Source organism: Enterobacter cloacae (assembly GCF_013375935.1).
GTDB classification, from domain to species: domain Bacteria; phylum Pseudomonadota; class Gammaproteobacteria; order Enterobacterales; family Enterobacteriaceae; genus Enterobacter; species Enterobacter pasteurii.
Genome location: NZ_CP056117.1, coordinates 2,733,296 through 2,759,172 on the forward strand (window position 1 = coordinate 2,733,296; position 25,877 = coordinate 2,759,172).

21 protein-coding genes are annotated in these 25,877 nt (G+C 57.0%); 18 read left to right on the plus strand and 3 right to left on the minus strand.

Annotated elements, in window-relative coordinates; translation table 11 throughout:
* Positions 1–69: 69 nt before the first annotated feature.
* The gene (gene yegD, locus HWQ14_RS12820) at positions 70–1,422 is read right to left on the minus strand and encodes a molecular chaperone (protein WP_176609925.1); all 1,353 of its coding nucleotides are present in this window, start codon (positions 1,420–1,422) and stop codon (positions 70–72) included.
* A 130-nt stretch (positions 1,423–1,552) separates the two neighbouring features.
* Here yegD and alkA point away from each other — a divergent pair, with 130 nt between their 5' ends.
* Positions 1,553–2,425 (plus strand): DNA-3-methyladenine glycosylase 2, encoded by an 873-nt coding sequence (alkA, locus tag HWQ14_RS12825; RefSeq protein ID WP_176609926.1) that lies wholly within the window; start codon positions 1,553–1,555, stop codon positions 2,423–2,425.
* Here alkA and HWQ14_RS12830 read toward each other — a convergent pair.
* Positions 2,390–5,719, minus strand: coding sequence for a diguanylate cyclase (locus tag HWQ14_RS12830; protein ID WP_176609927.1), 3,330 nt, complete (start codon positions 5,717–5,719; stop codon positions 2,390–2,392). The genes alkA and HWQ14_RS12830 overlap by 36 nt on opposite strands.
* Before the next feature lie 342 nt (positions 5,720–6,061).
* Between HWQ14_RS12830 and udk the strand changes: the two genes are divergently transcribed.
* The 3 genes from udk (at position 6,062) to asmA (ending at position 9,250) form a co-directional block, all read left to right on the plus strand.
* A complete protein-coding gene (udk, locus tag HWQ14_RS12835; RefSeq protein ID WP_148418246.1) occupies positions 6,062–6,703 on the plus strand; it encodes a uridine kinase in 642 nt (213 codons plus the stop codon).
* Positions 6,704–6,794: 91 nt separating this feature from the next.
* Entirely contained in the window at positions 6,795–7,376 is a 582-nt protein-coding gene (gene dcd / locus HWQ14_RS12840) for a dCTP deaminase (RefSeq protein ID WP_176609928.1), read from the plus strand.
* Positions 7,377–7,399: 23 nt separating this feature from the next.
* Positions 7,400–9,250 carry an outer membrane assembly protein AsmA gene (gene asmA / locus HWQ14_RS12845; RefSeq protein WP_176609929.1) on the plus strand — a complete coding sequence of 617 codons (1,851 nt, stop codon included), beginning with the start codon at positions 7,400–7,402 and terminating at the stop codon, positions 9,248–9,250.
* A 90-nt stretch (positions 9,251–9,340) separates the two neighbouring features.
* On the opposite strand, the gene HWQ14_RS12850 is transcribed toward asmA, so the two are convergent.
* Complete coding sequence (locus HWQ14_RS12850; protein ID WP_148418294.1) at positions 9,341–10,924, minus strand: TerC family protein; 1,584 nt, start codon at positions 10,922–10,924, stop codon at positions 9,341–9,343.
* A gap of 693 nt (positions 10,925–11,617) precedes the next feature.
* On the opposite strand from HWQ14_RS12850, the gene HWQ14_RS12855 reads away from it, so the two are divergent.
* From HWQ14_RS12855 to cpsB, 14 genes are all read left to right on the plus strand, one after another.
* Positions 11,618–12,754, plus strand: coding sequence for a polysaccharide export protein (locus HWQ14_RS12855; protein WP_176609930.1), 1,137 nt, complete (start codon positions 11,618–11,620; stop codon positions 12,752–12,754).
* A gap of 6 nt (positions 12,755–12,760) precedes the next feature.
* Entirely contained in the window at positions 12,761–13,204 is a 444-nt protein-coding gene (wzb, locus tag HWQ14_RS12860; protein WP_148418243.1) for a low molecular weight protein-tyrosine-phosphatase Wzb, read from the plus strand.
* 2 nt (positions 13,205–13,206) lie between these two features.
* A complete protein-coding gene (wzc, locus tag HWQ14_RS12865; RefSeq protein ID WP_176609931.1) occupies positions 13,207–15,369 on the plus strand; it encodes a tyrosine-protein kinase Wzc in 2,163 nt (720 codons plus the stop codon).
* Positions 15,370–15,491: 122 nt separating this feature from the next.
* Entirely contained in the window at positions 15,492–16,334 is an 843-nt protein-coding gene (wcaA, locus tag HWQ14_RS12870) for a colanic acid biosynthesis glycosyltransferase WcaA (protein WP_017693085.1), read from the plus strand.
* Entirely contained in the window at positions 16,334–16,825 is a 492-nt protein-coding gene (gene wcaB, locus HWQ14_RS12875) for a colanic acid biosynthesis acetyltransferase WcaB (protein ID WP_148418241.1), read from the plus strand. The genes wcaA and wcaB overlap by 1 nt, the downstream gene beginning before the upstream one ends.
* Complete coding sequence (gene wcaC, locus HWQ14_RS12880) at positions 16,822–18,039, plus strand: colanic acid biosynthesis glycosyltransferase WcaC (RefSeq protein ID WP_176609932.1); 1,218 nt, start codon at positions 16,822–16,824, stop codon at positions 18,037–18,039. The genes wcaB and wcaC overlap by 4 nt, the downstream gene beginning before the upstream one ends.
* Positions 18,014–19,234, plus strand: coding sequence for a colanic acid polymerase WcaD (gene wcaD, locus HWQ14_RS12885; protein WP_148418239.1), 1,221 nt, complete (start codon positions 18,014–18,016; stop codon positions 19,232–19,234). Before wcaC ends, wcaD begins: the two co-directional genes overlap by 26 nt.
* A 16-nt stretch (positions 19,235–19,250) precedes the next feature.
* Positions 19,251–19,997, plus strand: coding sequence for a colanic acid biosynthesis glycosyltransferase WcaE (gene wcaE / locus HWQ14_RS12890; RefSeq protein WP_176609933.1), 747 nt, complete (start codon positions 19,251–19,253; stop codon positions 19,995–19,997).
* A 16-nt stretch (positions 19,998–20,013) separates the two neighbouring features.
* Positions 20,014–20,568: a colanic acid biosynthesis acetyltransferase WcaF gene (wcaF, locus tag HWQ14_RS12895; protein ID WP_176609934.1), complete on the plus strand. Its 555-nt coding sequence runs from the start codon at positions 20,014–20,016 to the stop codon at positions 20,566–20,568.
* Positions 20,569–20,589: 21 nt separating this feature from the next.
* A complete protein-coding gene (gmd, locus tag HWQ14_RS12900; protein WP_003863514.1) occupies positions 20,590–21,711 on the plus strand; it encodes a GDP-mannose 4,6-dehydratase in 1,122 nt (373 codons plus the stop codon).
* A 2-nt stretch (positions 21,712–21,713) separates the two neighbouring features.
* Positions 21,714–22,679, plus strand: a complete 966-nt coding sequence (gene fcl, locus HWQ14_RS12905; protein WP_148418236.1) for a GDP-L-fucose synthase — start codon at positions 21,714–21,716, stop codon at positions 22,677–22,679.
* 2 nt (positions 22,680–22,681) lie between these two features.
* Positions 22,682–23,161: a GDP-mannose mannosyl hydrolase gene (locus HWQ14_RS12910; RefSeq protein ID WP_176611191.1), complete on the plus strand. Its 480-nt coding sequence runs from the start codon at positions 22,682–22,684 to the stop codon at positions 23,159–23,161.
* Positions 23,158–24,381, plus strand: a complete 1,224-nt coding sequence (wcaI, locus tag HWQ14_RS12915) for a colanic acid biosynthesis fucosyltransferase WcaI (RefSeq protein WP_148418235.1) — start codon at positions 23,158–23,160, stop codon at positions 24,379–24,381. Before HWQ14_RS12910 ends, wcaI begins: the two co-directional genes overlap by 4 nt.
* A 3-nt stretch (positions 24,382–24,384) precedes the next feature.
* Positions 24,385–25,821 (plus strand): mannose-1-phosphate guanyltransferase, encoded by a 1,437-nt coding sequence (gene cpsB, locus HWQ14_RS12920; RefSeq protein ID WP_148418234.1) that lies wholly within the window; start codon positions 24,385–24,387, stop codon positions 25,819–25,821.
* Positions 25,822–25,877: the final 56 nt, after the last annotated feature.

Sequence of the window (25,877 nt, forward strand, 5' to 3'; positions counted from 1 at the left end):
CCTGTCTACCATGTCCCCGGACCGTACAGTGGGAGAGGGTCGGGGTGAGGGGACCAGACCGCCCCAACGCTAGCTAAACATCACCTGCGCCCAGCGGGCCAGTCCTGCCGTAACGGAGCCAAAGTCATCGCCACCGGCAATCGGAATGCCCGGCAGCTGTTCCGCCAGCGCTTTTTTGATAAGCGGTGAACGGGCGCTACCGCCAGTCAGGTAGATAACATCCGGCTTCACCTTGCCGTTATCCAGCGCCAGCTGTACCTGCTCCAGAATGCGCTGCAGCGGCTGGGCGAGCGCCAGCTCCAGACCGTCCTGGGTGATAGCCGTCGCCAGATCGTCGCTGATGAACGGCAGCGAAGCGGTATGCTCAGGACGATCGGAAAGGGCAATTTTGCTCTCTTCGGCAGTACGTACCACGCGGTAGCTCAGACGCTGACGCCACACCTTATACAGCAGCGCGACCTTCTCCGCATCCTGCGCGTCGCGCACCAGATCGTTCAGGAAACGGCCGTTGGCGGTGCTGTAAAAATCACTCTGTGCGGGCACGTCGTTGATCGCGATGGCGTTCCACCACGGCAGGATCGGCAGGGCGATTCCTTTTTCGGTCTGTCCACCCATGCCGAGCAGCGGCATCAGGCTCTTGAACGCCAGGGCGATATCCAGATCGTTACCGCCCACGCGGCAGCCGCTGTGCCCCAGCAGGCTGTTTTCGCGGTCGCGGCGGTGGTGCCACTGCGGCCCCATCAGCAGCAGCGAGCAGTCGGTGGTACCGCCGCCAATGTCCACAACCAGCACGCGTTTTTCTTCCGCCAGCGTGGCTTCAAAATCCAGCCCCGCGGCAACCGGCTCATACTGGAACACCACGTCGCGAAAGCCTGCCCGGTGCGCCGCGCGCTCGAGGATCCCCTGCGCCTGCCGGTTAGCCTCGTCGCCACCCAGCCCCTGGAAGTTGATTGGGCGACCAATCACGGCCTGGGTGATGGCGTCCGGCACCTGAGACTGGGCCTGATTGCGGATGTGCAGCATCATGGCGCACACCAGGTCTTCGAACATCGCGACCTGCTGCGGCTTCAGCCCGCTGGCGCCCAGGAAGGATTTAGGCGATTTAACGAAGTAAACTTCTTCCGGATCCTCAATGTAGTGTCCGAGGGAGGAGAGGCCGAACTGCACGCTGGACGGCGTAACCTCAATATCTTCTTCCCGGTTGAAGCTGACGGCCCGACGCAGAAGCGCCTGCGATTCAGCCGCGGTGGCCGGCACCTGATGGTGGCGGAACAGCCACTCGCTTACCGCTTCGCGCGTGGGCGCACAGAGCATGGAGGGCAGCAGCGTACTGCCGTTTTCCATTTTCAGGAGCTGCGGGTGTCCGTTTTGCATGATGGCAACCGAGCAGTTTGCGGTGCCGTAGTCGAATCCAATAAACACGATAAATCCCCATGCCGGTGAGAAGGGGCGAGACTTTAGCGAAATGTCTGCCAGGCGACAACAGGAATATGAAAGCAAGGCGCAACGCGGTCTTTCGGTTTATGCTGAGGTGAACAAAAAAGGAGAGACGATGTACACCCTGAACTGGCAACCCCCCTACGACTGGCAGTGGATGTTTGGCTTTCTTGCGGCGCGTGCGGTCACGGGGGTGGAGACCGTTACGGACGATTACTACGAGCGGAGCTTCGGCTACGAGGGGCATCAGGGCGTTTTTCGCGTCACGCCGGACTGCGCAACCCATACGCTGGCCGTGACGCTGAGCCCGGGCCTGATCCCGGTGGCGGAAACATGTCTTGACCGCATTGCCCGCCTGTTCGATCTATCCTGCGATCCGCAGCGGATAGCGCAGACCCTCGGCGAGCTCGGTACGGCACGTCCGGGGCTACGTTTGCCGGGCGCCGTGGATGCCTGGGAGCAGGGCGTGCGCGCCATTCTCGGCCAGCTGGTGAGCGTGGCGATGGCGGCAAAGCTGGCGTCGCGGGTGGTGGCGCTGTGCGGCGAACCAATTGCGGACGCGCCGGGGTATCTCTGCTTTCCTTCGCCAGAGGCGGTCGCTGCTGCGGATCCTCTGGCGCTTAAGGCCCTCGGGATGCCGCTGAAGCGTGCGGAGTCGCTGATTCATCTGGCGAAGTCGGTAGTGGACGGTGACTTTCCGCTCTTCCCGCCTGCGGATATCGAGGCCGGGTTGAAGGCTTTACAGCAGCGGCCAGGCATCGGGCGCTGGACCGCCAGCTATCTGGCCCTGCGCGGCTGGCAGGCGAAGGATGTTTTTCTGCCGGATGATTACCTGATTAAGCAGCGTTTTGCCGGAATGACGCCTGCTCAGATCCGTCGCTATGCCGAACGCTGGCAGCCGTGGCGCTCGTATGCGCTGTTACATATCTGGTATACCGACGGCTGGTCGCCGTCAGTTGATGGCGAAATAGCTGGTGTTAAGCAGTAGATCGAGCAGCTGCGCTTCTCCGATGGTATCGCCGAAGATATAGTCAATGCCGATGACTGACAGCGTGTCCATCATGATCGACTGGTTACACGGCCCGGCAATGGTTTTTAGCCCCAGACGCTGGGCGTGACCCTGAACGATCGTTACCATCATCTCGTCCATCAGGTTGCCGTGAACGTTCGTCACCACGTCCGTATCCAGCAGCAGATAGTCTGCGGTGCTGGCGCTGAGGCGGCTGAAAACGTTGATATCGCGCCCCACGCGGGTTAACACCACCCGACAGCCGGCGTGACGAAGCTTTTGCAGGCCCTGCTGCACGTTTTCGTCCGCATTGCTCAGCACGTCGACGGATATCATCAGATGCAGCAGACGCGCCGGCAGCGGACCGCGTGCAATCAGGTCGAGCAGTTCGTCCACCAGCGTAACGCTGGCTAAACCCGCTTCTGACAGCGGCAGCGCGACGCCCATCCCTTTCGCCGCCACCTGCGCGGCATGGGTGCGGAAAAAGTCGCTGAAAATACGCCGGTCCAGGGCGTGCAGCAGCTCCGGCTCCGCCAGCCCCGCGCGGAAGGCGTGCTCTTCCAGCACTTCGCCCTGGCTGGTCCACAGGCGCATTGAGAGCAGCCAGAAGCTGCTGCTCTCGGGCACGCGCGGCGAGGCAACGCTGCGCGCGATCATCAGCAGATGATTATCCTTAATCGTGTGCCACTGCTCGTCCAGCGACATCATGCTGCGCATGCTGTGGATCCGCTCCTGCTGGGGTTCATACACGGTGACGACGCCGCGTCCGCTGTTTTTCGAGGCGTAACAGGCGATGTCGGCCTGCGACATCACTTCCGCGGCCAGACGATTGTTATCGTCAATCAGCGTAATACCTGCGCTGGCGCCGATGCGGTGCAGGCGTCCCTCCCAGGAAAAATGGTAGTTATTGATAGCGTCGATCAGCCGGCCCGCAATATAACGCGCGCTTTCGACGTTGCAGTCCGGGAGCAGCAGGCCAAACTCGTCGCCCCCCAGGCGCGCCAGCACGTCGCTGGAGCGCAGCATCGTCAGCATTAGCGAAGACAGCTCGCGCAGGAGGGCGTCGCCTGCCGCGTGGCCTGCCGTATCGTTCACGGCCTTAAAGCGGTCAAGGTCGATAAAGACCAGCGCGTGGCGCTGATGCGTCTCGTGTACCGTCTGCAGCAGGCGCTTAAGGTGGTTTTCGAAACTTACGCGGTTCGCCAGCCGGGTGAGGGCGTCATGGGAGGCGCTGTAGCTCAGCTGGCGCAGCATTTTGCGCGACTCGGTCACGTCCTGAATCACCAGCACCGAGCCGATATTGTGACCGTCCAGGGTGCTCAGCGGCGTGATGCTGTAGTGAATGTCGAAGCTGCCGCCGTTCCGGCAGTTAAGCACCACGTCCTGTTCGATATCGGTACGGGACATATCCCCGCTGTGGATGTTCTCCATCAGCGGGCCATTCTCGCCGAAGGTAATGTGCAGCACCTTCAGCACGGGCTGACCCAGCGCGTCGTTTTGCGTCCAGCCGCTCATCTTCTCGGCGACCGGGTTCATAAAGGTGACGTTCATGTCGATGTCGGTGCAGAGCACCGCTTCGCCGATGGAGTCGAGGGTAATGTGCAGACGCTCTTTTTCCTGGAACAGCGCCTCGTTAAGCTGCTTCACCTCGGTCATGTCCATATTGATGCCCAGCAGGCGTTCCACCTGGCCGTGTTTGTTCAGCACCCGGTTTGCCAGCGAACGAATGTGGCGAATGCCCCCCTTAACGCGGATGCGAAACTCCAGCTTGAAGGGCACCCTCGCCTGGAGGGACTCGCGCAGCACCCGTTCGGCGTTCGTGCGATCTTCCGGCACGATGGCGTCATGCCAGAGCTGCCAGGTGGGCTTGATATGCGAAGGGATCTCGTACAGCTCAAACATGCGCTTATCCCAGCTGATCACGTCCGGCTCCAGGTCCCATTCCCAGATGCCAATCCCACCGGCTTCGTTGGCGAGCGTGATGCGCTCCATCAGGCGCTTATTCACCCACTCGGTCTGTTTCAGGTCGTTGATGTCTTCTATCTGGGCAATAAAGTAGAGCGGCGTGCCGTCGGCATGGCGAACAACGGAGACGGCCAGCAGCGCCCAGACCACCTCGCCGTTGCGGGTATAGTAGCGCTTTTCGAGGCTGTAGCTGTTGATCTCTCCGTTGATCAGCTGTCCCAGCTGTTCCAGGTCAGTATGTAAATCCTCGGGCCAGGTTAGCTGCTGAAACGTGAGCGACTGGAGCTCCGTCTGGCTGTAGCCGAGAAAATTGCAAAGCGCCTTGTTGGCCTGAAGCCACTGGCCCTCAATCCCCACCAGCGCCATACCAATCGCGGAATACTCCATCGCGTTACGAAAACGTTCTTCACTTTCCGTAATGTGTTTACGCTCGGCGCGAAAGGCATACATCACCATCGTCATCACGTTGGCCGGCAGGAGCATCATCAGGAAGGGAAGCCACGGCGCGTTGAACGTCACCATCATGTTTGACGGCGTCATGGAGGGCGGGTTTCGCACCATCATCAGGGATACCATCATGATGGTGAATAAAAATATCAGGAACGCTTCCATTCGCGGCAGGCGTACCGCGCTCCACATCAGCAAAACGATGATGCAGGTGAACGGCCACGGCAGCCAGGTGATGGCCGTCCAGCTCAGGGCCAGGGTGATGACCAGGGTGACCAGCGTTTCCAGCAGCAACTTCGGGTTGCGGTGACGCAGCAGGTAATGCGGTTTAAACAGCAGGCCTAACGGTACCAGCGCCAGCGCGCCGATGGCTTCTGAAAGTACCCAGAACAGAAAATTGCGCAGCGGCTCCGGGCCCGGCACCAGAAAATGAACCAGAACGCCGCCCACCAGCGGCGGCACCAGGGCGCTGCCGACGGCAAGGCGGATCCAGTCGTTGAGGTTTTGCAGCGGGTTATACCAGGGGAGCAGCTTACGCAGCAACACCGCACCAATACAGGCCTCAATAATATTGATCGCCGTGTAGGTTAGGTTGATGGCGTCCCATGAAAAGAGCATCCACGAGGCAAAAATATTGCCAAAGGAGCAGGCGAGGGCGATGCCGGGCCACATTTTTCCCGCATGGCGGTAAAACGCCACCATCATAATGGAGGTCGGGAACCACAGCGGTGCCAGCAGCGACCCGAAGCGGGTCAGCTCAAGGGAGAACAGGGTAAAAATGAACGTGACGAGACCCAGACAGACAAGTCGCAGTAAAGGATGTGGGGTAGTAACCAAAACCCGCTGGTATTGTTTATTCATTACCGCTCTATCCAGGGACGCCGTGTTGTCAGGAGCCAGGTCCGGACGCGTGAAATCATTAATTTGGTTTATGCTAGTACAAACATTTTACAATTCATATGCTGAGCGCTCAGATTTTGACTTCATAGACTTATAAAATAGTTACTCTGCGAAGAAAGGGGATCAAATGTCGAAAAAGCGATCGTAAAAATTTCGCTCAGGGCGTGAAGCGGCACTTTTCAGCCCGCCTCGCATAACCTGCGCATTCGACTGGTATCACGCCCCCGAAATCCCTATAATTGCCGCGTTTGACGCTCCGGCGTCGTCCTTCCTTACATCCAGGTTAATCAGGTCGCTAAATTTATGACTGATAAGTCTCATCAGTGCGTCATCATAGGCATCGCCGGCGCATCGGCTTCAGGTAAAAGTCTTATTGCCAGTACGCTTTATCGTGAACTGCGTGAACAGGTAGGTGATGAGCATATCGGTGTTATTCCCGAAGACAGCTATTACAAAGATCAATCCCATCTTTCGATGGAAGAGCGCGTAAAAACCAACTATGACCACCCCAGTGCAATGGATCACAGCCTGCTGTTCCAGCATCTGGAAGCGCTGAAGCGCGGCGAGGCCATTGAACTGCCCGTCTACAGCTACGTAGAACATACCCGCACCCGAGAAACGATCCGTATCGAGCCGAAAAAGGTCATTATCCTTGAAGGGATTTTGCTGCTCACCGACGCCCGCCTGCGCGAATCAATGAACTTCTCGATTTTCGTCGACACCCCTCTGGATATCTGCCTGATGCGTCGCATCAAACGCGACGTCAACGAACGCGGCCGCTCCATGGACTCCGTGATGGCGCAATATCAAAAGACCGTTCGCCCGATGTTCCTGCAATTTATTGAGCCTTCGAAACAGTACGCCGATATTATCGTGCCTCGCGGCGGTAAAAACCGTATTGCAATTGATATCTTAAAAGCGAAAATCAGTCAGTTTTTTGAATAAGCCGTGTGAATTGTGTACCGTTCAGAGATAACCTGGTTTTGCCCTGAGCCCGTAAGGCTTCAGGGCGCGATGCACGAAAGGAGAAAGTGCCATGCGTCTTTGTGACCGCGATATAGAAGCCTGGCTGGATGAAGGCCGTCTGTCCATCACCCCGCGTCCGCAGGTTGAGCGTATTAACGGCGTGACCGTTGACGTGCGTCTGGGGAATAAATTCCGCACCTTCAGCGGCCACACGGCACCGTTTATCGACCTGAGCGGTCCGAAAGACGAAGTCAGCGCGGCGCTGGATCGCGTCATGAGCGACGAAATCGTCATCGAAGAAGGAGAGGCGTTTTATCTCCATCCGGGTGAGCTGGCGCTGGCGGTGACCTTTGAATCCGTCACCCTGCCTGCGGATCTGGTGGGCTGGCTTGACGGACGTTCATCGCTGGCGCGCCTGGGCCTGATGGTGCACGTCACCGCGCACCGTATCGATCCGGGCTGGTCGGGCCGAATCGTGCTGGAGTTCTTTAATGCCGGTAAACTGCCGCTGGCCCTGCGTCCCGGGATGATGATCGGTGCGCTGAGCTTTGAACCGCTGACAGGCCCGGCAGACCGTCCTTATAACCGCCGCCAGGACGCAAAATATCGCGACCAGCAGGGTGCGGTTGCCAGTCGTATCGATAAAGACTGATTTGTAAGTTCACTGAGGAAGCCATGAGAAGAGTTCTGACGACGCTGATGATTTTGCTGGTGGTGCTGGTGGCTGGCCTTTCAGCGTTAGTTCTGCTGGTTAATCCGAATGACTTCCGTGCTTATATGGTGCGGCAGGTTGAAGCGCGCAGCGGTTATGAACTCAAGCTGGACGGGCCGCTGCGCTGGCACGTCTGGCCTCAGCTCAGCATTCTCTCAGGACGCATGTCGCTCACCGCACCGGGGGCCGCGCAGCCGCTGGTCACGGCGGACAATATGCGTCTTGATGTCTCACTCATTCCGCTTCTGTCGCATCAGCTTCAGGTGGATCAGGTGATGCTGAAAGGGGCGGTGATTCAGCTTACCCCCCAGACCGAAGCCGTTCGCCAGGCGGACGCGCCGGTCGCGCCGCGTGAAAACACCCTGCCTGACGTTCCCTCCGATGCCGGCTGGTCGTTTGACATTGCTAATCTGAAAGTGGCTGACAGCGTGCTGGTTTTCCAGCACGAGGACGACGAACAGATCACCGTACGCAATATCAATCTCAAAATGGAGCAGGACGCCAGCCATAACGCCACGATGGAGTTCTCCGGGCGCATCAACCGCAATCAGCGGGATCTCAACCTGTCGATAAACGCCAACGTGAACGCGTCTGACTACCCGCACCAGCTGACGGCGGACGTTCAGCAGTTGAGCTGGCAGCTCACCGGAGCGGACTTACCGACGAAAGGGATCGCCGGAAAGGGCACCATGCAGGCGGTGTGGCACGAAGAACGCAAGCAGCTGGAGCTGAACGCGCTCAACCTCCAGGCCAACGACAGTAGCCTGAAGGGGCAGGCGAGCGTCACGCTGGCAGAGAAACCCAGTTGGGTGCTGGATCTGCAATTTGACAGGCTGAATCTGGAGAACCTGCTTGCGCCTCAGCCGGTTAACGCGTCCGATGGCTCCGTCACCCAGGTGGGTCAAAGCCAGGCAACGCAGTCGCGTCCGGTGATCTCCTCGAATCTCGATCGGCCTGACTACAACGGCCTGCGCGGGTTTACCGCCGATATTCTGCTGAAGGCCAATACCGTGCGCTGGCGCGGCATTGATTTTACCGACGTCAGCAGCCAGATGTTTAACCGCAATGGCCTGCTGGTTATCTCCGACCTCAGCGGAAAAATGGGTGCCGGGAGCCTTTCGCTGCCGGGCACCCTGGACGTGCGCAGCGACGTTGCCAGCGCCGCGTTCCAGCCGCGTCTGGAAAACGTCGAGATTGGCACGATCCTGAAGGCCTTTAACTATCCGATTGCCCTTACGGGGCAGCTGACGCTGGCGGGGGATTTCTCCGGCACGAAGATTGATGCTGACGCCTTCCGCCGCAGCTGGCAGGGTAAGGCGCACGTGGAGCTGAAAGACTCGCGCATGGAGGGGCTGAACTTCCAGCAGCTGGTGCAGCAGGCGGTGGAGCGCAGCAGCAGCGTGAAGGCGAACGAGAACTACGACAGCGCAACCCGTCTCGACAGCTTTACCAGCGAGCTGGCACTCGACAACGGTCAGCTAACGCTGGACGGGATGCAGGGGACCTCGTCTCTGCTGGCGCTGACCGGGAGCGGAGCGCTGGATCTGGTGAAAGAGACGGCGGACACCCACTTCAAGGTGCGCGTGATGGCCGGCTGGGAAGGTGAAGGAGAGCTTGTCGATTTCCTGAAAGAGACGCCGATCCCGCTGAGCGTTTACGGGAAATGGCAGGAGCTGAACTACAGCCTGCAGGTCGACCAGATCCTGCGTAAGCATCTTCAGGATGAAGCGAAACGTCGGCTGAATGACTGGGCGGACCGTAATAAGGAGTCTCAGTCCGGCAAGGACGTGAAAAAACTGCTGGATAAGCTTTGATGTTTGTTGTGCCGGGCGGCGGCTTCGCCTTTCCCGGCCTGCAAAACCACGCTTCAAAAGGCCGGGTATGCGCAGCGCTACCCGGCTTTTTTACACCTCAAAATCCGCTTCATCCGCAGCGTGCAGCGGTATCAGCTGAACCTTCTGCACGCGATGGCTCTCTACCTGCAGCGTTTTAATCGTGTAATCCCCCACCTGTACTTCTTCCCCCGGCTGCGGAATGCGTTGCAGATGTTCCATCAGCAAACCGGCAATGGTGTGGTATTCGCGCTTCTCGTCCAGCGGAAGCGGGACGAACTGCACCAGATCCTCAAGCGGCATATGGCCGTTCGCGGTCCAGCTACCGTCGGCGTTCTTCTGGATATCGTGGCGGGCGTCGATCTCATCAACTTCATTGGGCAGATTGCCGGCAATGGTTTCCATGACGTCGCTGAGCGTCACCAGCCCTTCCACCGATCCAAATTCATCCACCACAAACGCGAAGTGGGTACGCGCGTTGCGGAACTGCTCCAGCGCGGAGAGTAACGGCAGCGCTTCCGGGAAAACCAGCGGCTGGCGCACCAGCGCGCGCAGGTTGAGCGGCTCGCCGTGAAGCTGCTGCTGCAGTAGGTCGATTACGTGCACCACGCCCAGCAGCTCTTCTTCCTCTTCCCCGCCGGTAACCACCACCCGGGTGTGCTGGTTTTTATCCAGCAGCGCGCGGATCTGCTCTTCCGGTGCCGTCAGGTCAACGTGCTCAATGTCGTGGCGGGAGGTCATGATGCTGCTGACCGAGCGCTGGTTGAGGTTAAGCACGCGCTCAATCATGCGCCGCTCCTGCGGGTTGAATATCTGTCCGTCGCTGTGATCGGCAAGCATCGCAGCGGATTCGGCGTCCAGCTCGGCATCCTCTTTTTTGCCGCTCAGCAGGCGCATGACCGTATCTGCGGTGCGCTGGCGCAGCGTCTGGTTCGCAGAAAGGAAACGGCGGCGGTTGAATATGGCCAGCTGGTTCAGGAACTCAATCAGCACCGAGAAGCCAATCGCGGCGTACAGATACCCCTTCGGAATATGGAATCCAAATCCGTCGGCCACCAGGCTAAAGCCAATCATCAGCAGGAAGCTCAGGCACAGGATCACGATGGTGGGGTGGCTGTTCACAAACCGCGTCAGGGCTTTACTCGCCAGCACCATCAGGGTGATGGCGATGATAACGGCGGCCATCATGACGGCCAGGTGGTCCACCATCCCGACGGCGGTGATCACGGAGTCGAGAGAGAAGACGGCGTCCAGCACCACGATTTGCGCCACCACCGGCCAGAATTTTGCGCCGCGTCGCTGGGTGGGATTTTCGCTGTCTTTACCTTCCAGCCGCTCGTTAAGCTCTACCGTGGCTTTGAACAGCAGGAACAGCCCGCCGAACAGCATTATCAGGTCGCGGGCGCTAAAGCTCATGCTCTGCACGCTGAACAGGGGTTTGGTCAGCGTAACCAGCCAGGATATCGAGGCGAGCAGCAGCAGGCGCATCACCATGGCGAGCAGCAGGCCCGTCACGCGCGCGCGGTCGCGCTGCGAGGGAGGCAATTTATCGGCAAGGATGGCGATAAACACCAGGTTATCAATGCCGAGCACTAATTCAATGACGACCAGCGTCACCAGCCCGGCCCAGATCGATGGATCGGCAATCCATTCCATAGTAAACACAATACCTTCTGTTATATGACTAATGTCACACTTCGATCATGGATAAAGCCGAGGGAAATTGCAATGCCGAGCTGAGATTTCTCTTAATGCTGCCTCAAGGTAAAACCGAATTTGCCCATGGTGTAAATAAGTTAATTGCGAAGATTTAATTACGAAGAACGATATTTAGGATATATCGCAATGAATGGTTTTGGCGTCTGTTTTGTCAATATAAAGAAAATCCGAAAACATCAAAACTTTGCTATTAATATTAATCTTAAAAAACAATATTAGGACGGTTGTCTCCTTGCCTGCTATTAGGTTAGCTGCAACAATTCTCCCAGCATCAAATGTTAAATTTCCTTGTTGCTATTTTAGTTTTGGCCTTTTGCGAGGTTTATTCTTTATCGGCCGCGTGTTCGAAGTGGCTGATATATTTTGCAAATGGCCTTGATTAAGAGGGTGTCTATCCATAAAGCATTGTTTAGTCAGTGGATTGGTAACTGAAAGCCAAGGGCGGTAGCGTGCCTGAAAGCGTGTGAATCAGCCTCAATTATTCTGTCAATAGTCAATGGATGAATAAGCTTTTTTTAGGACTGATGCCAGTTAAATTGCTAAATGATTAACTGCATTCTGATTGTCACCACGACCCGCGCTTATTTAAATTGCACAGGATAATTACTCTGCCAAAGTGATAAATAATCAATGATGAAATCCAAAATGAAATTGATGCCATTATTGGTGTCTGTGACCTTGATGAGTGGTTGCACGGTCTTTCCCGGCAGCAATATGTCAACAATGGGCAAGGATGTGATTAAGCAGCAGGACGCTGATTTTGATCTCGACAAAATGGTGAATGTGTATCCATTAACCCCACGTCTGGTGGAACAATTACGCCCACGTCCAAATGTTGCTCAGCCAAATATGTCTCTGGACCAGGAAATTGCGTCTTATCAGTACCGCGTAGGTCCCGGCGACGTGATTAACGTCACCGTCTGGGATCACCCGGAACTGACCACCCCTGCGGGCCAGTACCGCAGCTCAAGCGACACCGGTAACTGGGTACAGTCCGATGGCACCATGTTCTATCCCTACATTGGCAAAGTGCATGTTGCGGGCAAAACGCTTGCTGAGATCCGTAGTGATATTACCGGCCGCTTAGCGCAGTACATTGCTGACCCGCAGGTGGACGTTAATATCGCCGCGTTCCGATCCCAGAAAGCCTATATCTCCGGCCAGGTCAATAAGTCCGGTCAGCAGGCCATTACCAACGTACCGCTCACGGTACTGGATGCGATCAACGCCGCGGGTGGTTTAACCGACGGCGCCGACTGGCGCAACGTGGTGCTCACCCACAACGGTAAAGAGCAGCGCATCTCCCTCCAGGCGCTGATGCAAAACGGCGACCTGACCCAGAACCGCCTGCTCTATCCGGGCGACATTCTGTACGTACCGCGCAACGACGATCTGAAAGTGTTCGTGATGGGTGAAGTGAAGAAACAGAGCACCCTCAAGATGGACTTCAGCGGTATGACCCTGACCGAAGCGCTGGGCAATGCGGAAGGCATCGATCTGACCGCCTCCAACGCCAGCGGTATCTTCGTGATCCGTCCGATCAAGGGCGAGAACGCGAAAGGCAAGATTGCCAACATCTACCAGCTGGATATGTCCGACGCGACGTCCCTGGTCATGGCTACGGCGTTCCGCCTGCAGCCGTACGATGTGGTCTATGTCACCACCGCGCCGGTTGCCCGCTGGAACCGTCCGATCAACCAGTTGCTGCCTACCATCAGTGGCGTTCGCTACATGACGGATACGGCGAGCGACATTCATACCTGGTAAGCCGCGATGTTTAACAAAATTCTGGTGGTGTGCGTGGGGAACATTTGCCGTTCCCCCACGGCTGAAAGGCTGCTGAAAAATTACCAGCCTGGGTTAACGGTCGACTCCGCAGGGCTGGGGGCGCTGGTTGGTAAAGGCGCCGACGAGCGCGCCTCAAGCGTAGCCCTCGAACATAACCTCTCACTCGACGGGCACGTTGCCCGTCAGGTCTCTGGCCGGATGTGCCGGGAATATGACCTGATCCTCGCGATGGAAAAACGCCACATTCACGCGCTGTGCGATATCGCACCGGAGATGCGCGGCAAGGTGATGCTGTTTGGTCACTGGGACGGTGAGCGCGAAATTCCCGATCCGTATCGCAAGAGCCGCGAGGCCTTTGAGGCGGTATACACCTTACTAGACCAGTCTGCCCGCCAGTGGGCGCAGGCACTGAAAGCTCAGCAGGGATAACAATGACAGAAAAAACAAAAGCTTCTGCCGCCCCGACGTCGGGCAGTGATGAAATTGATATCGGTCGCCTGGTCGGCACCGTTATTGAAGCGAAATGGTGGGTGCTGGGTATTACCGCCGTCTTTGCCGTGGCGGCGGTCATATATACGCTGTTCGCGACGCCAATCTACAGCGCCGACGCGCTGGTGCAGATTGAACAAAACACCGGTAACTCGCTGGTTCAGGATATCGGCTCGGCGCTGGCCAACAAGCCACCGGCATCGGAAGCCGAAATTCAGCTGATCCAGTCGCGCCTGGTGCTGGGCAAAACGGTTCACGATCTGGGGCTGGATATTGCGGTTACGAAAAACACCTTCCCGGTGTTTGGTGCAGGCTGGGATCGCCTGATGGGGCGCAGTAACGATACGGTAAAAGTCACCGACTTCGTGATACCAAAAGGGGCAGGGGACCAGGTCTTTACCCTTACCGTGCTGGGGCCAAAACAGTATCAGTTGACCAGCGACGCGGGCTTCAGCGCGCGCGGTGAAGTGGGGCAGATGCTGACCAAAGACGGCGTCAGCTTCAGGGTAGGTGCCATCAACGCGCACGAGGGCGGCGAGTTTACGGTTACTAAATTCTCTACCCTCGGGATGATCAACAACCTGCAAAACAACCTCACCGTCACCGAAAACGGCAAGGACACCGGTGTTCTGAGCATGACCTTCACCGGTGAAGATAAGGACAAAATCCGCGACATCCTGAACAGCATCACCCGCAACTACCTTGAGCAGAATATTGAGCGCAAGTCTGCGGAAGCGGCGAAAAGCCTGGCGTTCCTCAGCAAACAGCTGCCGGAAGTGCGCGCGCGTCTGGACGACGCCGAGAACAAGCTGAACGCTTACCGTCAGGATAAAGACTCCGTCGACCTGCCGCTGGAGGCGAAATCGGTTCTCGACTCAATGGTCAATATTGATGCGCAGCTCAACGAGCTGACCTTCAAAGAGGCGGAAATTTCCAAGCTCTACACCAAACGTCACCCGGCCTACCGCACGCTGCTGGAGAAACGTCGTACCCTGGAAGAAGAAAAAGCGAAGCTGAACGACCGCGTAACCGCGATGCCGAAGACGCAGCAGGAAATCGTGCGCCTGACGCGTGATGTGGAATCCGGCCAGCAGGTCTACATGCAGCTGCTGAACAAACAGCAGGAGCTGAAAATCACCGAGGCCAGCACCGTCGGCGACGTGCGTATCGTTGACCCGGCGATCACCCAGCCTGGCGTGCTGAAGCCGAAGAAAGCGCTGATTATCCTCGGCAGCATTATTCTGGGCCTGATGCTCTCTATCGTCGGCGTGCTGCTGCGCTCCCTGTTCAACCGCGGTATCGAAAGCCCGCAGGTGCTGGAAGAGAACGGCATCAGCGTTTACGCGAGCATTCCGCTCTCCGAGTGGCAGAAGTCCCGTGACAGCGTCAAAACCGTCAAGGGCGTTAAGCGCTACAAGCAGAGCCAGCTGCTGGCCGTGGGTAACCCGACCGATCTGGCGATTGAAGCGGTACGCAGCCTGCGTACCAGCCTCCACTTCGCCATGATGCAGGCCAAAAACAACGTTCTGATGATGACCGGCGTAAGCCCGTCAATTGGTAAAACCTTCGTCTGTGCCAACCTGGCGGCGGTGGTGAGCCAGACTAACAAGCGCGTGCTGCTGATCGACTGCGATATGCGTAAGGGCTACACCCACGAGCTGCTGGGCACCAACAACGTTAACGGCCTGTCGGAGATCCTGCTCGGTAAAGGGGAAATCAGCGAGAGCGCCAAGCCGACCTCGATTCCGAAATTTGACCTGATCCCGCGCGGCCAGGTACCGCCGAACCCGTCTGAACTGCTGATGAGCGAGCGCTTCACGCAGCTGATTGAGTGGGCGAGCAAAAACTATGACCTGGTGCTGATCGATACGCCGCCGATTCTGGCCGTGACCGATGCCGCCGTGGTCGGACGCCACGCGGGCACCACGCTGATGGTCGCACGCTACGCGGTGAACACCCTGAAGGAAGTGGAAACCAGCCTGAGCCGCTTCGAGCAGAACGGTATTGAGGTGAAGGGGGTGATCCTGAACTCCATCTTCCGCCGCGCGACGGGCTATCAGGATTACGGTTATTACGAGTACGAATATAAGTCTGACAGTAAATAACAAAACACACCCCACACCCCTCACCCTAACCCTCTCCCCTGAAGGGAGAGGGGACTGTTCGGTGCGGCCTTTCACCCTCTCCCCTGTGGGGAGAGGGCCGGGGTGAGGGGTAGGAGGAAAATATGACCACACAACGCCCTTTAATTTCTATCTATATGCCGACATGGAATCGTCAGCAGCTGGCGATCCGCGCGATTAAATCGGTACTGCGTCAGGACTACGATAACTGGGAACTTATCATCGTGGATGACTGTTCCTCCTCTTACGAACAGCTGCAAAAATTTGTCGAAGACCTGAACGATCCGCGCGTGATGTACACGCACAACGCCATCAACTCCGGGGCGTGCGCGGTGCGCAACCAGGCGATTATGCAGGCGAAAGGGCAGTATCTCACCGGCATCGACGACGATGACGAATGGACACCAAACCGTCTGTCGATCTTCCTGTCGCACAAGGCGCAGCTGGTGACCCACGCGTTTTTGTATGCCAACGACTATGTCTGTCAGGGCGAGGTGTACTCCCAGCCGGCAAGCCTGCCGCTGTATCCAAAATCGCCGTATTCCCGCCGCCTGTTCTACAAGCGCAACATTATTGGCAATCAGGTCTTTACCTGGGCATGGCGCTTTAAGGAGTGCCTGTTCGATACTGAACTGAAGGCCGCGCAGGACTACGACATCTTCCTGCGCATGGTGGTGGAGTACGGCGAGCCGTGGAAGGTGGAAGAGGCCACGCAGATCCTGCACATCAACCACGGGGAGATGCAAATCACCTCGTCACCGAAAAAATTCTCGGGCTACTTCCACTTTTACCGCAAGCACAAGGACAAGTTTGACCGTGCCAGCCGGAAGTATCAGCTCTTTACCCTCTATCAGATCCGCAACAAGCGCATGAACTGGCGCACCCTGCTGACGCTGCTGTCCGTGCGTAACGGCAAGCGTCTGGCCGATGGACTTCGGGGGAAATAATGTTTCTGGAAGATTGCCGCGCAAACAGCTGGAGCCTGCGCCCGTGCTGCATGGTTCTGGCCTACCGCATAGCGCACTTTTGCTCCGTGTGGCGCAAGAAAAATGTCTTAAATAACCTCTGGGCCGCGCCGGTGCTGGTGCTCTACCGCATCATCACCGAATGCTTTTTTGGCTACGAAATTCAGGCTGCCGCCACCATTGGCCGCCGCTTTACCATTCACCACGGCTATGGGGTTGTCATCAACAAATTCGTTGTCGCGGGCGATGATTTCACCATTCGCCACGCGGTAACGATCGGCAACCGCGGGCCGGACAGCCTGGCATGTCCGGTAATCGGCAATAACGTCGAGCTGGGCGCGAACGTGGTGATCGTTGGTGATATTACCGTGGGCAATAACGTGACGATTGGCGCAGGCAGCGTGGTGCTGGACAGCATTCCGGACAACGCGCTGGTAGTGGGCGAAAAAGCCCGCGTGAAGGTGATTAAATGAACATTCTGCAATTTAACGTGCGCCTCGCCGAGGGCGGGGCGGCTGGCGTAGCGCTGGATCTGCACCAGCGCGCGCTGCAAAAAGGGTTACAGTCGCGCTTTGTTTACGGTTACGGCAAAGGCGGCAAGAAAAGCGTCAGCCATGACAACTATCCGCAGGTGCTGAAGCAGACGCCGCGTCTGACCTCCATCGCCAATATTGCGCTGTTCCGCCTGTTTAACCGCGACCTGTTCGGCAACCTGAATAATCTCTATCGCACCGTTACCCGCACCAGCGGCCCGGTTGTGCTGCACTTTCACGTGCTGCACAGCTACTGGCTGAATCTGGAAGAGGTGGTGGCGTTTTGCGGCAAGGTAAAAGCGCATAAGCCGGACGTCCGATTCGTCTGGACGCTGCACGATCACTGGAGCGTGACCGGCCGCTGCGCCTTTACCGACGGCTGTGAAGGCTGGAAAAACGCCTGCCAGAAGTGCCCGACCCTGAGCAACTATCCGCCGGTGAAGGTGGATCGCGCGCACCAGCTGGTTGACGGTAAGCGTCAGCTGTTCCGCGACATGCTCGCGCTCGGCTGTACCTTTATTTCCCCAAGCCAGCACGTGGCGGACGCCTTCAACAGCCTGTACGGGGCTGGGCGCTGCAGGATTATTAACAACGGTATCGACGTGGCGACGGAAGAGATTCTGGCGGAACTGACGCCGGTGGCGGAAACGGCGGGCCGGCCGAAAATCGCCATCGTCGCCCACGATCTGCGCTACGACGGTAAAACCAACCAGCAGCTGGTGCGCGACATGATGGCGCTCGGCGACAGGATTGAACTGCACACCTTCGGCAAATTTTCCCCGTTTGAAGGGGCGAACGTGGTAAATCACGGGTTCGAAACCGACAAGCGCAAGCTGATGAGCGCCCTCAACGGCATGGACGCGCTGGTGTTCAGCTCGCGAGTGGACAACTATCCGCTGATCCTGTGCGAAGCGCTCTCTATTGGCGTGCCGGTTATCGCAACCCACAGCGACGCGGCGCGTGAAGTGCTGGAGAAATCAGGCGGAAAAACCTTCAGCGAAAACGAGGTGCTGCCGCTGGTGCAGATGCCGAAGGCCGACATTGCTCACGCCGTTTTTGGCACCGACCTGGAATCGTTCCGCAACCGCAGCCGCAAGGCCTACAGTGGACAACAGATGCTGGAGGAGTATGTCTCGTTCTATCAGAATCTGTAGCTATCTGCTGCTGCCGCTGATCTACCTGCTGGTCAACGTCAAGATTGCCCAGCTCGGCGAAAGCTTCCCGATCACCATCGTCACCTTCCTGCCGGTTCTGCTGTTGCTTTACGTTGACAGGCTCAACCTCAAAAAGCTGATGATTGCGCTGGGCATCGGGTTTGGCCTGACGGCGTTTAACTACATCTTTGGCCAGTCGCTGGACGCCAGCAAATATGTCACCTCCACCATGCTGTTTGTTTATATCGTCATAATTATCGGCATGGTCTGGAGTATTCGCTTTAAAACTATCTCGCCGCACAATTATAGGAAAATCCTCAGGTTCTTTTATATTGTCGTTGGGATGATTGTTGTGCTTGCGGCACTGGAGATGGCGCAAATTATTTTGACGGGCGGCAGTAGCCTGATGGAAATAATTTCGAAATATCTTATATACAGTAACAGCTATGTACTGAACTTCATTAAGTTTGGCGGCAAGCGAACCACTGCGCTCTATTTTGAACCGGCGTTCTTTGCTCTGGCATTAATCTCAATTTGGCTCAGCATCAAACAGTTCGGTATCAAAACCCCTAAAACCGATGCTATGATTCTTGCAGGAATCGTTCTGTCTGGGTCGTTCTCCGGGGTAATGACGTTTATCCTGTTTTACCTGCTGGAGTGGGCGTTCCAGTACCTGAACAAAGAGGCGATTAAGAAAAAACTGCCGCTGGCGATTATCTCCCTGACGGTGTTTTTAGTGGGCGTAATATTTGCGTTTCCGTACATCTCAGAACGCCTGGGTGATTTGGGAACGGAAGGCTCGTCGTCCTATTATCGCATCATCGGTCCACTGGTGATGGTGGGTTATTCCTTAACCCATATTGATGGTGTAGTAAGATTCGGCTCACTTTACGAATATGTTGCATCATTCGGAATCTTTAACGGTGCGGATGTCGGTAAAACCATAGACAATGGTCTGTATCTGTTAATTATTTATTTTTCCTGGTTCGCCGTACTGTTGACGCTGTGGTATCTGTTTAAAGTTTTCAAAATGATGATTAACGCGTTTGGTGATAACCAAAACTTTCGCGTGCAGCTTTATCTGTTCACACCGGTGTCGTTGTTCTTTACGGGGTCAATATTTAGCCCGGAATATGCTTTCTTGATTGTCTGTCCGTTTATTTTGCGCAAGGCGCTAAATATTACGAGCGTATGACGAAATGAGGTGATTTATGTTTCTTAGCGTCATTACTGTCGCTTTTCGTAATTACGAAGGGGTGGTAAAAACCTGGCGCTCGCTGCGCAACCTGGCGCGCGATCCGAGCCTCACCTTTGAGTGGATCGTGGTCGATGGCGGCTCGAACGACGGCACGGCAGAGTTTCTGGAAAAACTCAACGGTGAGTTCAACTTGCGCTTCATCAGTGAGAAAGATAAAGGCATTTACGATGCGATGAATAAAGGCATCGCGATGGCGCAGGGCCGTTACGCCATCTTCCTCAACTCCGGCGACGTGTTCCATGAAGACGTGGCGTTATTTGCCCGTCAGCTGGCGCGCCAGAAAGAGGACGCCATGTTTATCGGTGATGCGCTGCTTGATTTCGGTGATGGGAAAAAAGTGCTGCGGGGCGCGAAGCCCGGCTGGTATATCTACCATAGCCTGCCGGCCAGCCATCAGGCTATTTTCTTTCCGATGAGTGGCCTGAAAAAGCAGCCTTACGATTTGCAATATAAAGTATCGTCCGATTATGCCCTGGCCGCCAGCCTGTACAAATCCGGTTATCCGTTCCGTCGTATTAAAGGGCTGGTATCTGAATTTTCAATGGGCGGCGTGTCAACCTCAAATAATCTGGAATTGTGCCAGGATGCAAAAAACGTGCAGCGTAAAATATTACGCGTACCGGGGTTCTGGGCGGAATTATCTTATTTATTACGTCTGAAAACGACGGGTAAAGCGAAAGCCTTATATAACAAAGCCTGAGATATAAGGAAATGTAATGCAGGAATTAAACGGATTCTCCGTGCCGAAAGGCTTTCGGGGCGGGAGCGGTATAAAAGTTCAGCTGTGGTGGGCCGTACAGGCAACGTTATTTGCCTGGTCGCCGCAGATAATGTACCGCTGGCGAGCATTTTTATTGCGCCTGTTTGGCGCAAAAATCGGAAAAAACGTAGTCATTCGACCTTCGGTAAAAATTACCTACCCCTGGAAATTAACGCTTGGGGATTACGCCTGGGTAGGGGATGACGCGGTGTTATATACCCTGGGCGAGATTACGATTGGCGCAAATTCGGTGGTTTCACAGAAGTGTTATTTGTGCACCGGCAGCCACGATTTTATGAGCCCGCATTTTGATATTACCGCTTCGCCAATTGCGATCGGCGAAAAATGCTGGCTGGCAACGGATGTATTTGTTGCACCGGGTGTTTCTGTTGGCGATGGCACGGTTGTAGGTGCCCGCAGCAGCGTTTTTAAATCGCTACCGGCAAATAAAGTTTGCCGTGGCAACCCCGCAGTGGTGATACGCGAACGCGTTGAAACTGAAAAACTTTGATAAGTACAGAGGAATATAAACATGTCTAAAGTCGCTCTCATCACCGGCGTTACCGGGCAGGATGGTTCTTACCTGGCAGAATTGCTGCTGGAAAAAGGTTATGAAGTTCACGGTATTAAGCGTCGTGCTTCTTCATTCAACACCGAGCGTGTCGATCACATTTACCAGGATCCACATGCGGCTAACCCGAAATTCCACCTGCATTACGGCGACCTGACCGATACCTCCAACCTGACCCGCATCCTGCAGGAAGTGCAGCCGGATGAAGTCTACAACCTGGGGGCGATGAGCCACGTTGCGGTTTCTTTCGAATCTCCGGAATACACCGCTGACGTTGACGCCATGGGTACCCTGCGTCTGCTGGAAGCGATTCGTTTCCTCGGTCTTGAGAAGAAAACCCGCTTCTACCAGGCATCCACCTCTGAGCTGTACGGCCTGGTGCAGGAAATTCCGCAGAAAGAGACCACGCCGTTTTATCCACGTTCTCCGTATGCGGTAGCGAAGCTGTACGCGTACTGGATCACCGTGAACTACCGTGAATCCTACGGCATGTACGCCTGTAACGGCATTCTGTTCAACCACGAATCCCCGCGTCGCGGCGAAACCTTCGTGACCCGCAAAATCACCCGCGCTATCGCCAACATTGCTCAGGGCCTGGAATCCTGCCTGCACCTCGGCAACATGGATTCCCTGCGCGACTGGGGCCATGCGAAAGACTACGTGAAGATGCAGTGGATGATGCTTCAGCAGGAGCAGCCAGAAGACTTCGTCATCGCGACCGGCGTGCAGTACTCCGTGCGTCAGTTCGTTGAGATGGCCGCGGCACAGCTGGGTATCAAGCTGCGCTTCGAAGGCACCGGCGTGGAAGAGAAGGGTATCGTGGTTTCCGTGACCGGCCACGACGCGCCGGGCGTGAAGCCAGGCGACGTGATTGTCCAGGTTGACCCGCGTTACTTCCGTCCTGCTGAAGTGGAAACCCTGCTGGGCGACCCAACCAAAGCGCACGAGAAGCTGGGCTGGAAACCAGAAACCACTCTGCAGGAGATGGTATCCGAGATGGTGGCCAAAGATCTTGAAGCAGCGAAAAAACACTCCCTGCTCAAGTCTCATGGCTACGAGGTTGCCATCGCGCTGGAGTCCTGAGAATGACCAAACAACGTATTTTTGTCGCCGGTCATCGCGGAATGGTGGGTTCCGCGATTGTCCGCCAGCTGGAGCAGCGCGGTGACGTTGAGGTGCTGGTTCGCACCCGCGACGAGCTGAACCTGCTTGACAGCAAAGCGGTGCAGGACTTTTTTGCCAGCGAGCGTATCGACCAGGTGTATCTGGCGGCGGCAAAGGTGGGCGGCATTGTCGCTAACAACACCTACCCGGCGGATTTCATCTACGAGAACATGATGATTGAGAGCAACATTATTCACGCGGCGCATCTGCACAACGTGAACAAGCTGCTGTTCCTCGGCTCATCCTGTATCTACCCGAAAATGGCGAAGCAGCCGATCGCCGAAAGCGAACTGCTGCAGGGCACGCTGGAAGCGACCAACGAGCCGTACGCGATTGCCAAAATTGCCGGGATCAAGCTGTGCGAGTCCTACAACCGTCAGTACAACCGCGACTATCGCTCGGTGATGCCGACTAACCTGTACGGTCCGCACGACAACTTCCACCCGAGCAACTCGCACGTGATCCCGGCGCTGCTGCGCCGCTTCCACGAGGCGACCGCCGAAAACGCGCCGGACGTGGTGGTGTGGGGGAGCGGTACGCCGATGCGCGAGTTCCTGCACGTAGACGATATGGCGGCGGCCAGCATTCACGTGATGGAGCTGGATCGCGAGGTGTGGCAGGAAAACACCGAGCCGATGCTGTCGCACATCAACGTGGGTACCGGCGTCGACTGCACCATTCGCGAGCTGGCACAGACCATCGCGCAGGTGGTGGGCTACAAGGGCCGCGTGGTGTTTGACGCCACCAAACCGGACGGCACGCCGCGCAAGCTGCTGGACGTGACCCGTCTGCATCAGCTGGGCTGGTATCACGAGGTGTCGCTGGAGCAGGGGCTGGCCAGCACCTACCAGTGGTTCCTGGAAAACCAGCACCGCTTCCGGGGGTAATGATGTTTTTAAGTCAGGAAGATTTTGCCACGATCGTTCGTTCCACTCCGCTCATCTCAGTTGACTTGATCGTGGAGAACGAACGCGGCGAGTTCTTGCTGGGGAAACGAACCAATCGTCCTGCACAGGGCTTCTGGTTCGTGCCCGGCGGGCGCGTGCAGAAGGATGAGACGCTGAGCGATGCGTTTGAGCGTCTCACTCTGGCGGAACTGGGCCAGCAGCTGCCGATGGCAGCGGGCCAGTTTTACGGGGTCTGGCAGCACTTCTATGACGATAACTTTTCGGGCACGGACTTTACCACGCACTACATCGTGCTGGGGTTCCGCCTGAAGGTGAGTGAGGCAGACCTGCGTCTGCCTGATTCTCAGCATGACGACTACCGCTGGCTGACGCCAGAGGCGCTGCTTGCCAGCGACAATGTGCACGACAACAGTCGTGCCTATTTCCTGGCAGATCGTCAGTCCGGAGTGCCGGGCTTATGAAAATTTTGGTGTATGGAATCAACTACTCGCCGGAGCTGACCGGCATCGGGAAATACACCGGCGAGATGGTCGAGTGGATGGCGAGCCAGGGGCACGACGTGCGGGTTATTACCGCGCCGCCGTACTACCCGGAGTGGAAGGTAGGCGAGCGCTATTCAAGCTGGCGCTATCGCCGCGAAGAGGGCGCGGCGACCGTCTGGCGCTGCCCGCTCTACGTGCCGAAGCAGCCCTCGACGCTGAAACGTTTAATTCATCTGGGCAGCTTTGCCCTGAGCAGCTTCTTCCCGCTGATGGCGCAGCGTCGCTGGAAGCCGGATCGCATCATCGGCGTGGTGCCAACGCTGTTCTGCACGCCGGGCATGCGCCTGCTGGGCAAACTCTCCGGCGCGCGCACCCTGCTGCATATCCAGGATTATGAAGTGGACGCGATGCTCGGCCTCGGGATGGCGGGCAAGGGCAAGGGCGGCAAGGTGGCGAAGCTCGCCAGCGCCTTCGAGCGCAGCGGGCTGCTCAACGTGGATTACGTCTCCACCATCTCGCGCTCGATGATGAACAAGGCGCAGGAGAAGGGCGTCCCGGCCCGGAAGGTGATCTTCTTCCCGAATTGGTCCGAAGTGGCGCGCTTTCGTGACGTAACGGAAAGCGACGCGCAGGCGCTACGCGCGCAGCTCGGTTTGCCTGATGGTCATAAAATCATTCTTTACTCGGGCAACATCGGCGAAAAGCAGGGGCTGGAGAGCGTGATTGACGCCGCGCTTCAGCTGAGCGAACACCCGTGGACGTTCGTGATTGTCGGGCAGGGCGGCGGCAAGGCGCGCCTGGAAAAAATGGCTAGCGAGCGCGGCCTGACCAACGTCCGCTTCTTCCCGCTTCAGTCTTATGACGCGCTGCCCGCGCTGCTGAAAATGGCGGACTGCCATCTGGTGGTGCAAAAACGCGGCGCGGCGGATGCGGTGCTGCCGTCCAAGCTGACCAACATTCTGGCGGTGGGCGGCAACGCGGTAATAACGGCAGAAGCCGATACCGAATTAGGCCAGCTGTGCAACAGCTACCCGGGCATTGCCGTTTGCGTGGAGCCGGAATCGGTTCCCGCGCTGGTGACCGGAATTGAGCAGGCGCTTGCCATGCCAAAAGAGAACACGGTGGCACGTGAATATGCCGAACGCACGCTCGAGAAAGAGAACGTGCTGAGCCAATTTATTGCAGATATACGGGGATAAATCATGAGTCAAACCACTTTGTATCCGGTCGTAATGGCGGGTGGATCCGGGAGCCGGTTGTGGCCACTGTCCCGCGTGCTTTATCCAAAACAGTTTCTTTGCCTGAAGGGCGACCTCACCATGCTGCAAACGACGGTTAACCGTCTGCACGGCGTGGAGTGCGAAAGCCCGGTGGTGATCTGTAACGAACAGCACCGCTTTATCGTTGCCGAGCAGCTGCGCCAGCTGAACAAACTCACCGAAAATATCATTCTGGAGCCTGCCGGCCGTAACACCGCGCCCGCTATCGCCCTGGCGGCGCTGGCGGCGAAACGCAGCAGCCCGGACTGCGATCCGTTGATGCTGGTGCTGGCGGCTGACCACGTTATCCAGCAGGAAGAGGCGTTCCGCGACGCGGTGCGTGCGGCCATTCCTTACGCCGAGCGCGGCAAGCTGGTGACCTTCGGCATCGTGCCGGATCTGCCGGAAACCGGCTATGGCTACATTCGCCGCGGCAGCGTGACGCCAGGCGAGGGCGACAGCGTGGCCTTTGACGTGGCCCAGTTCGTCGAAAAACCTAATCTGGAAACCGCGCAGGCCTACGTTGCCAGCGGTGAATATTACTGGAACAGCGGTATGTTCCTGTTCCGCGCCGGGCGCTACCTGGAAGAGCTGGAAAAATATCGCCCGGATATCTTAAGCGCCTGCGAGAAAGCGATGGCGGTGGTGGATCCGGATCTCGACTTTATCCGCGTGGATGAAGCCTCTTTCCTCGCCTGCCCGGAAGAGTCCATTGACTATGCGGTGATGGAGCGCACGGCGGACGCCGTGGTGGTGCCGATGGATGCGGGCTGGAGCGACGTCGGCTCCTGGTCATCCCTGTGGGAGATCAGCGCGCATACCCCGGAGGGTAACGTCCATCACGGCGACGTGATTAGCCACAAAACGGAAAACAGCTACGTCTACGCCGAGTCTGGCCTGGTCACCACGGTAGGGGTGAAGGATCTGGTGGTGGTGCAGACCAAAGACGCGGTGCTGATTGCCGACCGTAATGCCGTGCAGGACGTCAAAAAAGTGGTGGAGAAGATCAAGGCCGACGGCCGCCACGAGCACCATATTCACCGGGAAGTGTACCGTCCGTGGGGCAAATACGACTCCATCGACGCGGGCGAACGTTACCAGGTGAAGCGCATCACCGTGAAGCCGGGCGAGGGGCTGTCGGTGCAGATGCACCACCACCGCGCCGAGCACTGGGTGGTGGTGGCGGGTACCGCCAAAGTAACCATCGACGGGGAAGTGAAGCTGCTGGGTGAAAACGAGTCCATTTATATTCCGCTGGGGGCGACGCACTGCCTGGAAAACCCCGGAAAAATTCCGCTCGACTTAATTGAGGTGCGCTCCGGCTCCTATCTGGAAGAGGACGACATTATCCGCTTCCAGGATCGTTACGGGCGCGTGTAGCACCCCGCATCATGCCCGGCGGCGCTGCGGCTGCCGGGCCTACGAATGACAAAAAT

Excerpts from the sequence above, each read along its gene's own strand:
- wzb (WP_148418243.1), top strand. The coding sequence starts at position 12,761 with ATGTTTAACAAAATTCTGGTGGTGTGCGTGGGGAACATTTGCCGTTCC.
- wcaC (WP_176609932.1), top strand. The coding sequence starts at position 16,822 with ATGAACATTCTGCAATTTAACGTGCGCCTCGCCGAGGGCGGGGCGGCT.
- wcaA (WP_017693085.1), top strand. The coding sequence starts at position 15,492 with ATGACCACACAACGCCCTTTAATTTCTATCTATATGCCGACATGGAAT.
- HWQ14_RS12850 (WP_148418294.1), bottom strand. The coding sequence starts at position 10,924 with ATGGAATGGATTGCCGATCCATCGATCTGGGCCGGGCTGGTGACGCTG.
- asmA (WP_176609929.1), top strand. The coding sequence starts at position 7,400 with ATGAGAAGAGTTCTGACGACGCTGATGATTTTGCTGGTGGTGCTGGTG.
- udk (WP_148418246.1), top strand. The coding sequence starts at position 6,062 with ATGACTGATAAGTCTCATCAGTGCGTCATCATAGGCATCGCCGGCGCA.
- HWQ14_RS12830 (WP_176609927.1), bottom strand. The coding sequence starts at position 5,719 with ATGAATAAACAATACCAGCGGGTTTTGGTTACTACCCCACATCCTTTA.
- gmd (WP_003863514.1), top strand. The coding sequence starts at position 20,590 with ATGTCTAAAGTCGCTCTCATCACCGGCGTTACCGGGCAGGATGGTTCT.
- wcaF (WP_176609934.1), top strand. The coding sequence starts at position 20,014 with ATGCAGGAATTAAACGGATTCTCCGTGCCGAAAGGCTTTCGGGGCGGG.
- HWQ14_RS12910 (WP_176611191.1), top strand. The coding sequence starts at position 22,682 with ATGTTTTTAAGTCAGGAAGATTTTGCCACGATCGTTCGTTCCACTCCG.
- wcaD (WP_148418239.1), top strand. The coding sequence starts at position 18,014 with ATGTCTCGTTCTATCAGAATCTGTAGCTATCTGCTGCTGCCGCTGATC.
- HWQ14_RS12855 (WP_176609930.1), top strand. The coding sequence starts at position 11,618 with ATGATGAAATCCAAAATGAAATTGATGCCATTATTGGTGTCTGTGACC.
- cpsB (WP_148418234.1), top strand. The coding sequence starts at position 24,385 with ATGAGTCAAACCACTTTGTATCCGGTCGTAATGGCGGGTGGATCCGGG.
- fcl (WP_148418236.1), top strand. The coding sequence starts at position 21,714 with ATGACCAAACAACGTATTTTTGTCGCCGGTCATCGCGGAATGGTGGGT.
- wcaE (WP_176609933.1), top strand. The coding sequence starts at position 19,251 with ATGTTTCTTAGCGTCATTACTGTCGCTTTTCGTAATTACGAAGGGGTG.
- dcd (WP_176609928.1), top strand. The coding sequence starts at position 6,795 with ATGCGTCTTTGTGACCGCGATATAGAAGCCTGGCTGGATGAAGGCCGT.
- alkA (WP_176609926.1), top strand. The coding sequence starts at position 1,553 with ATGTACACCCTGAACTGGCAACCCCCCTACGACTGGCAGTGGATGTTT.
- wzc (WP_176609931.1), top strand. The coding sequence starts at position 13,207 with ATGACAGAAAAAACAAAAGCTTCTGCCGCCCCGACGTCGGGCAGTGAT.
- wcaB (WP_148418241.1), top strand. The coding sequence starts at position 16,334 with ATGTTTCTGGAAGATTGCCGCGCAAACAGCTGGAGCCTGCGCCCGTGC.
- wcaI (WP_148418235.1), top strand. The coding sequence starts at position 23,158 with ATGAAAATTTTGGTGTATGGAATCAACTACTCGCCGGAGCTGACCGGC.